Origin of the sequence: Mucilaginibacter dorajii (assembly GCF_024808255.1) — a bacterium.
GTDB classification, from domain to species: domain Bacteria; phylum Bacteroidota; class Bacteroidia; order Sphingobacteriales; family Sphingobacteriaceae; genus Mucilaginibacter; species Mucilaginibacter dorajii.
This window is the reverse complement of record NZ_JANTYS010000011.1, coordinates 22,920-38,883: the sequence shown is the minus strand read 5'-3', so window position 1 is coordinate 38,883 and position 15,964 is coordinate 22,920. Positions and strand designations below refer to the sequence as shown.

Here is a 15,964-nt window from a genome sequence, read left to right as displayed (position 1 = left end):
GCAGGTTATTTATTGATAAATGGCTTGTGCGATATTGATGCCTTGTTCATGGTCTGTTGTATTTTATACAATCGGGTGGCCATTTCAAAACGCTCTTTGTAGCTTCTTTTTAGGCCTTCTTTCAAAAGTTCTAATTCGGCCAAGGTAAATGATTGCTTGCTTTTTTCCATCACACAATATATTTCACAATTACATCAAATTTATGCAAATCTACGCCAATATCAAATACACGGCGTTCTTTGTTAATGGGATAACACCGTTTTGATAAAATTACCTGATATTAGACGTGGAAAGAAATTAAAACCTATGCCCGAAAACACAACACCCCGCTCCTGCTGGTTTAATAAGTTTTTTGAATGCCTGTATTTGTATATAGCGCTTGCTGTTACTTTTCATATGGTGTACACCTCTTTTGTGCCATACCGGGATAACCTTGATGAAACCTTTTACATTAAATTATTTTTATACACAGGAGGATTTATCGTATTAACAGCATTAGCCTATGCCACTTACTGGCATCGTAAAGAGAAAGCCCCGGGTTTTAACTGGGGTATTAAGCATGCCTGGCTGCAGGGCATTATGCGTTATTTTCTTGCGTTTGAAGTTTCGGTGTACGGTTTTGCAAAAATTCTGCAAACACAATTTGCCACAGTTTACAGCAGGCTGGATATCCCGGTAGGAAGCTTAAATGGCTTCGAGTTAACCTGGAATTACTTTGGCCACTCCTATACATTTGCCGTTATTTTAGGATGTATCCAAATTGGCGGCGGCATATTGTTACTTTTCAGGCGCACAACCTTAGCAGGTATGTTCACGCTTTTACCGGTGATGGTGAACATTGTGTTCATCAATATTTTTTACAGCATTGATGCGGGAGCATTTATAAATTCATTGATCATTACAGCCGGGCTAACCTACCTGTTAATGTTGCGATGGTCAGATCTTAAAATACTGCTCTTTCAAAAAGCCGGTAATTTGCCAATGGTTAAATTGACTTTGATAAGGCCATTATTAAAGGTTATGTGTATTGGACTTGCCTTTTTTTGCATTTTTAATATCTCATCAAAATTTCCATCATCGGGCTTTGAGGGTAAATGGAAGGTTACAGCTATAACACGCAATGGCAAACATTATGAGCCAAATGAATGGCTCAATAACCCACGTGCCTGGAGCAATATCTACATAGAGCAATTTGGGTACATGGAGTTTTCATCTAATCCCTATATTTTTGAAGAAGAACGAGCCTGGCGGTCAGCGTATCAATACAATGCCTTTAAAAAGACATTCAATATAGAATTTTACAACGCCCCGCGCACAGATACCATTAAAGCCAAAATACGCGATTACGATGGCAGAACCATGCACTGGGATATGATGTATTACAGCGATACCATGCGAATGGAGTTGATAAGGGTAGGAAAGTAAAACAGAAACAGACAATAAATGCGAAATTCTCAATTCCGAAATCAAAACATCACACATTTCCCCATCCCAGCGCCAACACGTCGGCAAGGTGAATGGTAGTTATTGGCAGGCTATTTTTATCGATATAGCTTTGCAGGTGCATTAAACATGAAACGTCTGTAGAGATAATATACTCTGCACCAGCGGAAAGGGCGTTATCTACCTTTTGCTGGGCCATAGCTGTGGAGATGCCATCAAATTTAACGGCAAAAGTACCACCAAAACCGCAGCAGGTTTCGTTGTCTTTTAGTTCGAGCAATTCAAGTCCCAATACTTTTGAGAGCAGTTGCCGTGGCTCGGTCCTGATCTTACATTCGCGCAGGGCGGCGCAGCTATCATGATATACAGCTTTTCCATCCAGTTCGGCACCGAAGTAATCAAACTGCAGGATATTTACCAAAAAATCTGATAGTTCATAAATGTTACCCTGTATGGCCCTGCATTTATTATGCAGCGCCGTGTTGGTGAACAGATCGTTATAATAATTTTTAACCATGCCTGTACATGAGGCTGATGGGGTGATGATCACGCTATCTTCCGAAAAATCGTTCAAAAACTTACTGCCTACCGCTTTGGCATCGTCCCAGAAACCGGCATTGAATGCAGGCTGACCGCAACAAGTCTGGTTGGGGTTAAAGCTTACCTTACAACCTGCTTTTTCAAGCACTTTGATGGTATTAAAAGCGGTATCCGGAAATAGCTGATCGACGAAACATGGTACAAATAACTCTATCTTCATTCGGCACAAAAATTATTTGGCGCTAAAATCTACATTTTTTGAATGCTTTTTTCAGCTTTCAGCAAAGAAAACAATAATATCAATCCCACAATGAAAAATAAACCTAATACCAACACCGAATTACGCGGACTGCCCGTTAGTTCCTCAATAAAGCCAAAACTAAATACACCGCCCACAATAGCCAGCTTTTCGGTAACATCATAAAAACTAAAAAATGAGGCTGTATCGGGGATATTTTCTGGCAGGTATTTAGAGTATGTTGATCTCGACATGGATTGGATGCCTCCCATCACCAAACCAACCACTACAGCAACAACATAAAACTGGTTGGAGGTTGCCGTAAAATAAGCTGCTATACAAACGCCGATCCAAATGATTACGGTACCAATAAGTACTCTCACGTTACCATAGATACCGGATAGCCGTGACATGAGGTTTGCGCCAACAATGGCCACCAACTGAATAATTAAAATGATAGAAATTAAAGCAGGCGAGCCCATATGCAGCACCTTTGCCGCGAAGCCCGTTGCAACCAGCATTACGGTTTGTAGGCCCATAGAGTAAAAGAAAAACGCGGGCAAAAACCGTTTAAGTAAAGGCATTTGTTTAACTTTTTGCCAAACGTGCGCTAACTCAATAAAACCACCTTTGATGATATTATGGTCATGACTTTGCGCGTTGGGGCTACCCTTCGGCAATACTGTGAATGGGATTAAAGCAAAACCTATCCACCATAAACCAACCAGCAGGAATGATAATCTTGCCGGCAAGCTTTTATCTACAATGCCAAACAAATCGGGTTTTAACACAAACAAAAAGCAAATGAGCTGTAACAGAACGCTGCCAATGTAGCCGTAAGTGAAACCTTTGGCGCTCACGTTATCCTGCATGTCAAGCGTGGCTATTTCAGGAAGATAGGAATTATAAAAAACAAAACCGCCACTATAGCCGATGGCCGCCAGGGCAAAAGCGATGATGCCCATCTCTAAAGTATCTTTTGTAAAAAAGAACAAGGCACAGCACGACAGCGAACCAATAATGGTAAAAAACTGCATAAAGATTTTCTTATTTCCCTTATAATCGGCAATAGATGATAGTATAGGTAGCAAAAACACCATTACCAGGTAAGCCGCCGCAAGGGCATAGTCAGATAAAGCTGTATTAACAAAGCTTTTACCGAAAAACATTACCCTATCGCCATTTTTGGAATTTGAGGTAATGGCCACGTAATAAGCCGGAAAGATAGTTGAAGTGATAACCAGGTTGTAGGCCGAATTTGCCCAATCGAAAAAAGCCCAGGCCCGGATGGTTTTCTTGTTGTTTTTGGTTTCCATTGATAAGATAAAAGTAGGTAAAAAAGAATCAAGAATTAAGAGTCAAGAATCAAGGCAGGATTATGGCGCAGAAAACAAAAGATCGCATGGTAGCGAGTTACAACAATATTGGACTAAGGCTAATTTGATTATAGTCGCAATATTTTGAAGCCTGCGATAATATGGGGATGGTGTTACACAAATCTATAATCTTCCCGTACCGGGCTAAACACATCTATGAGTTTACAATCTGTAATTGCCCTGCCACCATGTATCACATTTTGGGGTATCAATGCGTACATACCCGAATCTAAAACCTGCGGAACCCCGGCTATGGTAAGTTCAAACTGCCCTTCAATAACAAATGACGACTGTTCATGAACATGCTGGTGCAATTGTAATGAACAGCCTGCTTTTACCTCAATAAAATTAATGGTGTTGTTTTGGGTATGGATAAGTTTGGAGAAGAAACCGGGTGCTATTTCCCTGGTTGGGATATCGGCAAAGTGATTGAATATTTTGTTTTCCATCCGGCTAATTTACATCTTAAATACCTATAGTCTCACTAAATATTGCCTTTGTTCAAGTATCAAAACTTAGAAATACCAGCACAATCTTTTAATTACAACGGTATTGCCATAATTTTTTAAAACCATGCTATCTTTATGGGGTTATTATATCAGCTACACATACATTCTCCATGGCCTTTATTGACTATTATAAAATACTGGGTATAGATAAAGCAGCTACCGATAAAGACATTAAAAACGCTTATCGTAAACAGGCCCGTAAATATCACCCCGACCTTAATCCTAACAATACCGAAGCAAATAAAAAGTTCCAGGAAATAAACGAAGCCAATGAGGTTTTAAGCGATCCCGAAAAACGTAAAAAGTACGATAAATACGGCGAGAACTGGCAACATGGCGAAGCTTACGAACAGCAAAGCAGGCAACAACAAAGCCGGCAAAACAATAATGGCGGGCCTGGCGGATTTGAAGGCTTTGGCGGAGGTTTTGGTGGCGGCGAAGACTTTTCCGACTTTTTTCAATCTATGTTTGGTGGTGCAGGTAGTGCTGGTGGTGGCAGGCGCACCGGTTATCGCGGCCAGGATCTGAATGCCGAGTTTCAGCTCAATTTACAGGATACTTTACAAACCCATAAGCAAACGCTAACAGTTAATGGTAAAAATATCCGGATTACAATACCGGCCGGGATTGAGAATGGTCAAACCATAAAAATTGCGGGGCACGGTGGCGCGGGTACAAACGGTGGCCCGGCCGGCGACTTATTTATCAAATTTAATATTCCTGCCGATGCCCGTTTTAAACGTGATGGCGCAAATTTATACAATACCATAAAACTTGATTTGTATACGGCGGTGCTTGGTGGCGAGCTCATGGTAGAAACCCCTACCGGCAAAGTAAAGGTTAAAGTAAAGCCCGAAACTCAAAATGGCACCAAGGTGAAGCTAAAAGGAAAAGGCATGCCAGTGTACAAAAAGGAAAATGAATCTGGTGATCTTTTTATTACCTACGATATTCAAATACCTGTTAACCTTACCGATAAGCAAAAGCAATTGTTTGAAGAACTGTCAAAATCCTGATCAATTATGAAAACAGAACATTTGATAACTGTGCGTGAATTTTGCGTTTACCACAATGTAGATAATACGTTTATCAATTCGTTACAACAGGCAGGTTTAGTGAGTGTTATGATAAAGAGCAATGATACTTTCATCCCCGAAACAGAACTACAGAAATTGGAGAAGATGATTAGTTTGCATCAGCTTGATATTAACGTTGCCGGTATTGAAGCCATCACACACCTGCTTGACCGCATGGAGCAAATGCAACAAAAGCTAATTGGCATGCATAACAGATTGAGGATATACGAGGAGGAATAGCAGTTATTCCATATACTTCAACATCATTCGTTCGCTTACAATATGGGCATCTTCAATAACCGATTCGGGATATCCCATCGAAGCCAGTATGGCAATGCCGTTTTTACTTTTTAAAAGGCCTTCTTTCAACTTGTAATCAAATACCAATGTTCGGCCCGATTTGGAATCTTCAAACGAGTAGATAGCAAAATCTTCATCCAACAACTCCGCCAACTCCAGATCATGGGTTGATACAAATACAAAGTTATCGTTGGCTGTTATGTATGATAATACCGATTTAGCGGCCGCTATGCGCTCGATGGTGTTGGTTCCCCTAAATATTTCATCTATAATTACCAGGCTTTTTATTTCTTCGGCGCTGCTGCTGCCTTCAACAATGTTCAATATTGCTGATGCCTGGGCCTGGAAAAAACTTTGCTGCTCCTCAATACTATCAGTTATCTTAATGCTGGTTTGAATTTTAAGAAATGGTGCTTTGTAAGCCTTGGCACAACTGGTAAAAAGTGTTTGAGCAAGCAAGGTATTAATAGCTATAGCCTTTATAAATGTTGTTTTGCCCGACATGTTTGAGCCGGTGATTAAAGCCCCCCTATCGGCCCTTGTGTAAAGTGAATTAGGCACACACCTTTCTATCAATGGATGGAAAAGGTCAGTGATCTCCATTTTCGCATTCTGATCAATAAACCCGGGCTTGTTATAAAATGGCAGGCCTTCTCTTACCGATTGTATAGCTATCAACACATCAATTTCGGCTACAAAATTATATACCTTTTCAATGTCGTCTCTATACCGGCCAATGTGCTTAATCGAATTGGTATAAATATGTGGTTCAAGCAAAAAAAGCGTTTTTATCAACTGAAAAACCGCGTAACCTGGCGAACCGGAATCAATAACCAGTTCGCTTTCAAAATTCACTACGCTTAATGATCTTTTGAGGCCTACTAAATTGACCAGGCTTTTTTTAATATCATCTGTATTACCGGTTTTAGCGTTTTTTACCAGCCATACGGCCACCTTATGCATAATTAATAACTGGGGTAACGAGGCTGAATAACCCGTAGTTTTTTTCTTGCTGGCAAAATGAAAGATCACATTGTATCCAAATAGAACCGCCAAAACAACCAGGCTTATTGTGTTGGGTATAATAAGGAGCGAAACAACCGCGGCTAAGATCAAATAAGGAACAATCTTGATATAAATATCCATTACCGGTGCAAAAAGTGGCTCATGGACCTTTAAAAACAGGTTTGGAATTTGATAAGCATTAGTATGGTTAAGCTTTGAAAGTTCAAGCTCTATCAATTCGCGGTTTGGCGTATCTGCGTTAACTATACCTATCCGTTCATCAAGCTGTAGCAGTGTATCAGGCGATGTTTGTGGCAGGTGTAGTTTTTTGTACAGGTATTGTTTTCCGGGTTTTGAATTAGTCCTGTCAATGTAGTTGAAAACGCTATTCAGGTCGAGGTCTTTTGCTGTTATATCAGAAAGCTTTTGAGGACTGTAATCTGCATCAAGATAAATTTTTATCAGGTCGAAATTACGCTTTGAGCTTACCGGTTTGGCCCATTTGTTTTTTATTTTATCCAGGTTTCTTTCCCTGGCACGCAATTTTCCAAAGTATGATACTATGTATGAAATGGTTAGCACAATGGCTAAAACTATCAGCGTGAATAAAAAATAATACATGTTTAAATTTATAAAAAAGGTTTAAACCTAAGGTTTATTTCGCCGTCAATAGTTGTAATAAACAAAATTATTAACTTAATTTTTCAAGCGATGAAACTCCTAAAAATTTCAGTTATAGCGTTTTTACTATTGTTTTCATTTCAGTTGGTTAAAGCTCAAAGTATTTCAATCGGCGCGTCTTTTGGTTATCATTACCCGCACCGCCATGTAATTGTTGATAACTACTATCCCGGTTATTATCCCCGCGAAACTTATTATGCCCGCCCGGTTTATTACGGAGAACCACGTTATTATGTTGCCCGGAATTACTATCGCCCATATCATCACAGGCCGTATTATCCAGCTTACAGGCATTATCGCCGTTGGTAATAAAAAAGCCCATCTTTATAGTAAGATGGGCTTTTTTATGTTTTATTTTGATGATCTATCTTTTGCCGCCTAAAAATTGGTGCAACGCTTTTTGGGTAAATTCAGATAGCACCAACTCACCGCTTGTCGCCGCCCGCTGTTTCAATAGCTCATCCCAGTTTTCTGTTCCTTCCCAAAGTATTTGTTTGAGCCCTGTTAAGGCATTGGGGTGATAAGACGCCAACCGTTCAGAAAGCTCATCAAGGGCCAAATCAAGGGCGGCAATATCATCATAAACCTCATTGTATAAGCCGTTGTCCCTGGCCCATTGCGCGGTTTGGAAATCTGCAGCCCGTATAGTTAATTGAGAAAAGGCAGACAGGCCAATTTTACGGGTTACAGCCGGCGATATTACAAACGGCCCTATTCCTATGGCCAGTTCACTTAATTTAACGGCTGCAAACTGCGTAGCCAAACAATAATCGGCAGCGCTGGCCAAACCCACACCACCGCCCACTGCTTTGCCCTGTACACGTGCGATAATTATTTTAGACGATTTCCGGCAGGCGTTGATCACGCTTGCAAAGCCCGAAAAGAAGCGGGCACCTGTTTCTTTATCTTTAATCTGCAATAATTCATCAAAGCTGGCACCGGCACAAAAAGTGCGGTCGCCATCGCTTTTTAAGATGATTACGCGCACATCAGCCCTGGCTCCCACCTCATCTATACTTTGGGTAAGCTGTTGCAATAAATTGGCAGGGAGCGAATTTTGCGCAGGATGATAAAAGCTGATGGTTGCTACACCATTGAAGCTTACAACAACAGATACATTTCCGTTCTGGGTAGTTGGCATGTTTTAAAGGTTTACAGAATGATGTATGCCAATATCAGAAGTATTTAATGCTCCTGCAATTTTTGAGTAAAGATTATCAGGGCAAACGCATCTAATTGGGTTAACATAACTTAACACATTTCAGATATATACTTTACAAATAGCTGATAATGAACATTTTATATTTTAACAAGGTTAACACTACTATTTAGATGCGTTCGCCCCCGTAAACATTATACCGCTTAAAATAATAACGGCAATTCAAAGTAAAAGGTAGATCCTTTACCCAGTTCGCTTTCAACCCCTATTTTACCTTTGTGGTTATTGATGATCTCGGTACTAATATAAAGTCCCATACCCAAACCGCTGGTCATAAATTTCTGATCTTCAACCCTGTAAAAACGCTCAAAAATCTTTTCTTTTTGCTCTGGTGATAACCCGATGCCAAAATCGGTAACAGATACACGCACCAACTCGTTGCGCATCTCGGCCTTAACAATGATCTCTTTATTTACCTGCGAGTATTTTACCGCGTTATTGATAAAGTTCATGATCACCTGCTCCAGTCGCTCCGCATTACAAATAACATTTAAATGATAATGTTCATTTGTTTGATTATCAAACTCGTATGAGGGATAAATATGTCTTGAGTTTTCGACGGCAATGGCCACAAGCCCGGTAAGGTCAACTTCGGTTAAAGCATACTCCAGCCTGCCTGCGTGAATCTTACTTACATCAAGCAGGTCATCTACCAATCGCTGCAATTTGTTGAGTGCCACACTGGCTTTCCCAACATACTGATTTACAATTGCCGGTACAGGCTCTTTTTTATAGGCTCCAATGAGCTGTATATAACCCTTAAGACTGGTTAGCGGTGTTTTAAGTTCATGACTGGCTACACCAATAAATTCATCCTTACGCTCCATTTCTCTTTTTTGATCCTCAATATCGGTTGCCGTGCCAACCCAAAAAATAATCGCGCCCTGGTCGTCCTTTAAAGGCACCGCCCTGTTCAGATGCCAGCGGTAAACGCCATCCCAGCAACGATAACGGTTCTCTATCTCAAAGGTCTGTCCGGTTTTTAAAGAATATTCATATTTTTTTAATGTGGATTGCAGGTCATCGGGATGAACAACACGCTGCCACCCCCATCCTGCTCTATCGCCAAAACGCAAGCCGGTGTAATGGTACCATTGTTGATTATAAAAATCAATTTCGCCATCCGGCAGGTTTGTCCATGCCATTTGAGGGATATTGTTGGCCAGTAATTTAAAGTGCTCCCTACTTATCAAAAGATCTTTAGTTCGCTCTCTTACAGTATCTTCCAGTTGATTGTTTAACTTTTCAGTTTCGGCATGGGCGGCTATTAGTTCGTCGTTTTTAACTTTTAACTCCCACTCAGCTTCTTTTTGTGTGGTGAGATCGGTAAGGATCAAACTGAGCGACAATCCTTCGTCAAGATCAAGGGTGGTACACGATAATAAACATGGTAAAAACAATCCGTTTTTATTAATTAACAGAATCTCACCCTTGCAATCTTCCTCCCAGCCATTATTGATAACTTCCTGGAATTTTTCTGCAGATAGCTCGGGTACGAAGGTTTCAAAAGTTAAACCGATTACTTTTTCAAGCGGCAGGCCCATCATTGTTGCAAAACGCGAATTGCTGTAAAGGATCATCCCTCCGCGATTGAGCGTAACCGCCCCTTCGTTCATTTTTTCAATAAAAACGCGGTACGTTTGGTCGGCTGTTTTAAGGGTGTACAGTTGATGCCCTTCATCGCCCTTAACAATAAGTGCGTCTACCTGCCCATTGCGGATAGCATCAATAGTATCGTTTGCTTCCTCCAACTGAAAACGGAGCTCGCGATGCTGAGCTAAAAGCTCTTCATATGTTAATCTGGCAGTATCCATTTTTAATTTTCAACCGGTAAACCCAATCCGCGCAAAACTTTTGTTTTATTACTCATATCGCCTATCAGGCGCCTCTCAACTCCGGGTGCCTTCTTTATCAATAAAGGCAAGGCTATAATTTGCTCACTCTCGGCTATCAACGGTTGTTGATAAACATCAATGATCTCTAATTCGTAATTCCCTTTTAAATAGGTTTCGCAAATATCCTTCAAATTGCTTATCGCCCGCGACGAGTTTGGCGAAGCCCCTGTTACAAACAAGCGCAACCGGAAAACATGATCATCATGGTCATAATTCAGGTTATCAGCAGATAACGGCAATTGTTCTTGTTCTGACATTTATATTGTATTAACGCGGCCTTATGTTTAAACCTACCAAAACCTTCTCTTCGTTTGACAGATCTCCTATTATTTTACGTATCGGTTCAGGCACTTTGCGCACCAACGTTGGGATGGCAAATATCTGGTCGCCCTCGGCAAGCTGGGGCTGTACCAGCAAATCAATCACCTCTATAACGTATTGCCCCTTTAAGTGTTCTTCACAATATTTTTTAAGATTAGCCAGCGCCGCGACAGACTTAGCTGTCTTGCCCGCTACATATAATCTCAACTCGTAATTTATCGCTTCCTCTTCCATTATTTTTTGCTCCTTATCTGGTTCTCGGCATCAATGGCTCCTTTTCTCAAATTGGTCATTTCAGCTCTGTTTTTTTCAATGATCTCCTCTTTCAGTTGTTCTTCAAAGTAAATCTTATTGAGTTCTTCTTCTGTCGATTCAAATTCAGCCTGCAAGGTTGATATTTTTGATTCCAGCATTTTACGTTTGCGCATGATCTCCTTGTCTTTGCGTGATACTGCAAAATCCCGTAAGGCAACGCCCGTTTTTTCCCGTAATTTTTGTGCTTCACGTGCCGAACCGGTCAGTACGCCTTCCGGGCCAAGATAAACCTCAACCAAATCAAGTCCTTTATCGGTGATAATAAATTCACGTACCTGGTTAGAGTGCTTCATCCCCCGCGATTTCATGATGTACATGCCACGATTGCGCTCGCCGTTATATTCAATATCGCGTACAAGCAGCCAGGCATCTACCAGGGATGATACACCTTCGTCCGTCTGCTCGCTTACAATAGTATTGAGCGATAATGCGGTAAACATTACCGTGATCTGCATCTCCTGTAAAAAATCAATAAGCCTAACCAGCATCGATTTTACCTCGCTTACCGATCCAACTGTAATCAAATTGGTTATTGGGTCAAGCACCACTGCGTCTGGCTTAAATTTATGGATCATTTTGTACATGGCAACCAGGTGCATTTCTAAACCATAAAGCGTGGGCCGCGAGGCGAAAAATTGCAATGAACCTTTGTCAATGTGCTTTTGCAGATCGACATTAATGGATTTCATGTTACGAACGATTTGCTTTGGCGACTCTTCAAAAGCGAAATACAGGCACTTTTTACCCTGGCTACAGGTTTCATTGGCAAAATAAGCCGCGATACTGGTTTTACCTGTACCAGCCGTACCCGATACAAGTACGCTGCTGCCTTTAAAGAAGCCCTTGCCACCTAACATGTCATCCAACGCGGCAATACCCGATGATACTCTTTCTGATGATACCTCTTTTTCTAATTTTAAAGAGGTAACCGGCAATACAGAGATGCCTTCTTCATCAATCAAAAAGGGATATTCATTGGTGCCATGCTGCGAGCCGCGGTATTTTACTACACGCAATCTTCGGGTAGAAATCTGATTGATCACCCTATGATCAAGCAATATCACACAATCAGATACGTATTCTTCCAATCCTTGTCGGGTTAAAGAACTTCCGTCCCCTTTTTCACCGGTGATAATGGCGGTAACTCCTTTTTCTTTCAGAAAATTAAATAGCCTTCGCAACTCGGCACGTAAAATGGCAGTATCTGATAAGCCCGAAAACAGGTTTTCGAGGGTGTCAAGTACCACACGTTTAGCACCAATGCTATCTATAGCGTACCCCAGGCGTATAAACAAGCCTTCCAGGTCATATTCACCCGTCTCTTCAATTTCACTGCGGTCAATATGTACGTGGTCAATTTTTACCAGCTTTTCCTGTTGCAGTTTATTTAAATCAAAACCCAGTGAAGCAACGTTTTGGGTAAGCTCTTCTGCTTTTTCTTCAAAAGCCATAAAAACACCAGGCTCATGAAATTCCATAGCACCGCGAATTATAAACTCAAGCGACATCAGCGTTTTGCCACAACCAGCTTCACCGCAAATTAATGATGGCCTGCCTTTAGGTAAACCGCCGCCTGTTATTTCATCTAATCCCGTTATGCCCGTAGGGGTTTTAGGTAACATTGTAAAATTATTTTTTTGTTGTTTATGAAAATTTGTCATAGTAAACAAGGTTTTGTCGGCCTGTATCATTTAAAACGCCTACTTTAATTTTAATTGGTGAATAATGTTTTGCGGGCCAAATTGTTTTAATTGTCAATAATTTATTACGGTTATCTTAATATTAAATTGATTAACAGCACATTTGTCTTGCCAATAAATTAACACTAAATATAGACCCGAAATTCAAATAACAAATAAACAAATAATATATTTATTATCTTTTTAATTAATTTAAAAGATCCGGTGGTAAAGTTAATTGTGGCAATAAAACTTTATGCTAAAAACCAAACATGCAAATTGCCCGTTTTTTAGTTAGTATCCGTATCAATTTAAGACCTATATTTACGTAATTAACTTTCAGATGAATATCTCAACAGACCAGGATTTTCTGAATAACGAGCATATTTTCCAAACACTTATTGAGCAGTCGCCGAGCCCGGTTGGTTTATATGTTGGCAAGGAGTTAACAATTAAAATAGCCAACAAATCAATAGTTAAAATATGGGGCAAAGGTGATGAAGTAACTAATAGGCCGTATTTTGACGTTTTACCCGAGTTAAAAACGCAGCAGATCTTCAAGATCCTGAACGATGTTTACCAAACCGGCAACGTTTATGAAGCTACAGAAGCACGGGTTGACCTTGTTGTAAATAACCAGCTCCAGATCTTTTATTTCAACTTTGTATTTACTCCAATGAAAAATAGCCAGGGGCAGGTATGGGGAGTTTTAAATACAGCTACCGATGTTACCGAATTGGTATCAACCCGGTTGCAGCTAAAAGAAAGCGAGGAGCGTAAACAATTTACCTTAGAAGCTGCAGATATTGGCACCTGGGACCTTTACCCACCGCAAAGAATTGTTATTTGGGATGAACGTTGTAAGGTACTTTGTGGCTACGCAAAAGATGCCGAAATCACTTATGACGGTCTTTTAAAATATGTACATCCGGATGATGCCGAGCGGCTAAAACAGGCTGTAGCTACCGCTTATGATTTTAAATCAGGCGGTAACTATGATATTACGTTCAGAACAATTGATGACAATGACAAGCTCAAACACTGGATCAGGTGCAAAGGACGGGCATATTTTAATCAGGATAACGAATTATGGCGTTTTGCCGGTATTGTACAGGATGTAACGCGTGAACAACTTGACAGGCAGGAACAGCAAAAACTAATTGCCCTTGTTGATAGCACCGCAGATGTTATTGCAGTTGGAGCCATGAATGGCGATGTTACTTATATCAATAAAGCTGGTTACGGAATTCTTGGCATAGAAGATACCAGGGCGGCGTTGAGGCCAGGGGTTGATTATTTTTATGGAGATGATAAGGATACTGTAGATGATCAACTGATATTGGCAGTACAGCAAACAGGTAACTGGAAAGGCGAAGTACGATATCGCCATTTTCAAACCGGACAGCCCATCCCCGTTTATTTAAATGCTTTCAGAATAGATGATCCTTTAACCGGTGAGCCCATTGGAATGGCATCCGTTGCCCGTGATCTTCGACCTGAAAAAATAGCCCATAATGAACAATATAAACTACTCACGCTTATTGATCATAGTTCAGATTTTGTGAGTTTAAGTGACCTGGATGGTAACGTGAGCTATGTAAATGCAGCCGGCAGAATGATGCTTGGTATTAAAAGCCAGCAGGAGTTAGAGCGCCACAACAGCCAGTATATTATGCCGGGTGAAACCGCCAAACTGGCTAATAAAATCAATAAGAGCCTGATGCGGGACGGTAAATGGAGCGGCGAGATAAACTATAAACATTTTGAAACCGGTGAGGCCATCCCTGTATTGGGTACCACCATGCTGGTATATGATTCCGTTACCGGAAAACCACAGGGACGCGCCAGCGTTGCCCGGGATTTACGACGCGAGATAGCTGATAAAAAAGCGCTCACAGATAGCGAAGCTTTATTGAAAAATATTACCGATGCCTCGCCCATAGCGCTTTGGATGTCTGATGAGTTTGGTAGTATTGTTTACCTTAACCAAACGTGGATTGACTGGACAGGCAAACCTTATGAAGAACATCTTGGCGCAGGGTGGACAAACGCGATAGTACCTGAAGACAGACAACGTGCCGGCGAAAAATTTCTTAGTGATCTTGCAGCCAGAAGTAGTTATGAGGTAGATTTTAGAATAATCCGCGGCGATGGTGAAATAAGATCATGCATCGCCATTGGTAATCCTCAATTTAATACCGACGGAGGATTTACCGGATATATTGGCTCATGTACCGATATCACTGATTTAACCATTGCCGAACAAAAACTAAAGTTAAAAAACGAAGAATTAAGTGACCAGATAAGCCAATTTGAGTTTGTTACCGATTTTATGCCCGTGCAGTTATGGACGGCACGTACAGATGGTACGCTTGATTATGTGAACAAACGGGCTGTTGATTATTTTAACTTGCCTGCCGACGAAGTTGCCGGGGCCTCATGGCTAACCAGGGTGCACCCCGATGATCAGGAAGGCTGCATGGCAACATGGACAAGCTCATTGCAAACCGGAGATATTTACCAGTTTGAATTTAGGTTAGAGGACAAAAACGGGATCTATAAATGGCATCTTGCACAGGCTTTACCCTTTATAAATGATGGCAAAATCATCAAATGGTTTGGCACCAATACTGATATTGATGAGCAGAAACAGATGCAACGTCAAAAAGATGATTTTTTGGGTATTGCCAGTCATGAATTAAAAACACCCGTTACCAGCATCAAAGCATATGCGCAGGTACTCGGGGCTATGTTAACTAAAGAAGGCGAACACAAAAAAGCCGATATGGTTACCCGTATGGATGCCCAGGTAAACCGGTTAACCAATTTAATAGGCGATTTATTGGATGTTACCAAGATCAATTCGGGCAGGTTGCAGTTTAACAAGGTTTGGTTTGATTTTAACCAGGTAATTAAAGAAACTGTAGACGATTTACAGCATACCACCCAAAAACATAAATTGATAGCGGATTTTAGCGCAACCGGTCAAATTTATTCAGATAAAGACCGTATTAGCCAGGTGATTACCAATTTGATAACAAATGCTATAAAATATAGTCCGCATACCGATAAGATTATCATAAGCACCAAGTTAGAAGATAATGAGGCTATAGTTTGCGTGCAGGATTTTGGGATTGGTATTCCCGAAGACAAACAAGACAAGGTTTTTGAACAATTTTACCGTGTAAGCGGCAATAAACAACATACTTTCCCCGGGTTGGGCTTAGGATTATACATTTCGTCGGAGATCATTAAACGGGAAGGCGGCAAAATGTGGGTGAACAGCATTGAAGGAAAGGGTTCTACTTTTTGCTTTTCATTACCGGCAGATGGTAACGGCAGTTAAGGTTGCTTTATTAGGCACAAT

Annotated in this window: 15 protein-coding genes; 4 read left to right on the top strand and 11 right to left on the bottom strand. The window is 40.8% G+C overall.

The genetic code is table 11. The features are described from left to right. Positions 1-5: 5 nt before the first annotated feature. Positions 6-170: a hypothetical protein gene (locus FHS10_RS16010; protein WP_259092287.1), complete on the bottom strand. Its 165-nt coding sequence runs from the start codon at positions 168-170 to the stop codon at positions 6-8. Positions 171-306: 136 nt separating this feature from the next. Here FHS10_RS16010 and FHS10_RS16005 point away from each other — a divergent pair, with 136 nt between their 5' ends. Then, the gene (locus tag FHS10_RS16005; RefSeq protein WP_259092284.1) at positions 307-1,425 is read left to right on the top strand and encodes a hypothetical protein; all 1,119 of its coding nucleotides are present in this window, start codon (positions 307-309) and stop codon (positions 1,423-1,425) included. A gap of 49 nt (positions 1,426-1,474) precedes the next feature. Here FHS10_RS16005 and FHS10_RS16000 read toward each other — a convergent pair whose 3' ends face one another. The 3 genes from FHS10_RS16000 to FHS10_RS15990 all read right to left on the bottom strand — a co-directional run bounded on the left by FHS10_RS16000 (position 1,475) and on the right by FHS10_RS15990 (position 4,046). Continuing rightward, on the bottom strand, positions 1,475-2,203 hold the full coding sequence (locus tag FHS10_RS16000; RefSeq protein ID WP_259092282.1) for a (Fe-S)-binding protein: 729 nt from the start codon (positions 2,201-2,203) through the stop codon (positions 1,475-1,477). 29 nt (positions 2,204-2,232) lie between these two features. Continuing rightward, positions 2,233-3,537 carry an MFS transporter gene (locus tag FHS10_RS15995; RefSeq protein WP_259092279.1) on the bottom strand — a complete coding sequence of 435 codons (1,305 nt, stop codon included), beginning with the start codon at positions 3,535-3,537 and terminating at the stop codon, positions 2,233-2,235. 173 nt (positions 3,538-3,710) lie between these two features. Further along, complete coding sequence (locus FHS10_RS15990; RefSeq protein WP_259092277.1) at positions 3,711-4,046, bottom strand: cupin domain-containing protein; 336 nt, start codon at positions 4,044-4,046, stop codon at positions 3,711-3,713. Between the two features lie 170 nt (positions 4,047-4,216). Between FHS10_RS15990 and FHS10_RS15985 the strand changes: the two genes are divergently transcribed. Next, the gene (locus tag FHS10_RS15985) at positions 4,217-5,122 is read left to right on the top strand and encodes a DnaJ C-terminal domain-containing protein (protein ID WP_259092274.1); all 906 of its coding nucleotides are present in this window, start codon (positions 4,217-4,219) and stop codon (positions 5,120-5,122) included. 6 nt (positions 5,123-5,128) lie between these two features. After that, positions 5,129-5,422, top strand: a complete 294-nt coding sequence (locus FHS10_RS15980; protein ID WP_259092271.1) for a chaperone modulator CbpM — start codon at positions 5,129-5,131, stop codon at positions 5,420-5,422. A 3-nt stretch (positions 5,423-5,425) separates the two neighbouring features. Here FHS10_RS15980 and FHS10_RS15975 read toward each other — a convergent pair whose 3' ends face one another. The 7 genes from FHS10_RS15975 to kaiC all read right to left on the bottom strand — a co-directional run bounded on the left by FHS10_RS15975 (position 5,426) and on the right by kaiC (position 12,579). Then, on the bottom strand, positions 5,426-7,108 hold the full coding sequence (locus FHS10_RS15975; RefSeq protein ID WP_259092270.1) for a MutS-related protein: 1,683 nt from the start codon (positions 7,106-7,108) through the stop codon (positions 5,426-5,428). A gap of 148 nt (positions 7,109-7,256) precedes the next feature. Continuing rightward, a complete protein-coding gene (locus tag FHS10_RS15970) occupies positions 7,257-7,490 on the bottom strand; it encodes a hypothetical protein (protein ID WP_259092268.1) in 234 nt (77 codons plus the stop codon). A 42-nt stretch (positions 7,491-7,532) separates the two neighbouring features. Next, the gene (locus FHS10_RS15965; RefSeq protein ID WP_259092266.1) at positions 7,533-8,309 is read right to left on the bottom strand and encodes an enoyl-CoA hydratase/isomerase family protein; all 777 of its coding nucleotides are present in this window, start codon (positions 8,307-8,309) and stop codon (positions 7,533-7,535) included. Between the two features lie 221 nt (positions 8,310-8,530). Then, a complete protein-coding gene (locus FHS10_RS15960; RefSeq protein WP_259092264.1) occupies positions 8,531-10,201 on the bottom strand; it encodes a PAS domain-containing sensor histidine kinase in 1,671 nt (556 codons plus the stop codon). A gap of 2 nt (positions 10,202-10,203) precedes the next feature. Next, entirely contained in the window at positions 10,204-10,539 is a 336-nt protein-coding gene (locus FHS10_RS15955; protein WP_259092261.1) for a circadian clock KaiB family protein, read from the bottom strand. Between the two features lie 10 nt (positions 10,540-10,549). After that, the gene (locus tag FHS10_RS15950; protein WP_259092259.1) at positions 10,550-10,837 is read right to left on the bottom strand and encodes a circadian clock KaiB family protein; all 288 of its coding nucleotides are present in this window, start codon (positions 10,835-10,837) and stop codon (positions 10,550-10,552) included. Continuing rightward, positions 10,837-12,579 (bottom strand): circadian clock protein KaiC, encoded by a 1,743-nt coding sequence (kaiC, locus tag FHS10_RS15945; RefSeq protein WP_259092257.1) that lies wholly within the window; start codon positions 12,577-12,579, stop codon positions 10,837-10,839. The genes FHS10_RS15950 and kaiC overlap by 1 nt, the downstream gene beginning before the upstream one ends. 361 nt (positions 12,580-12,940) lie before the next feature. Here kaiC and FHS10_RS15940 point away from each other — a divergent pair, with 361 nt between their 5' ends. Beyond that, positions 12,941-15,943 carry a PAS domain-containing sensor histidine kinase gene (locus FHS10_RS15940; protein ID WP_259092254.1) on the top strand — a complete coding sequence of 1,001 codons (3,003 nt, stop codon included), beginning with the start codon at positions 12,941-12,943 and terminating at the stop codon, positions 15,941-15,943. Positions 15,944-15,964 lie beyond the last annotated feature (21 nt).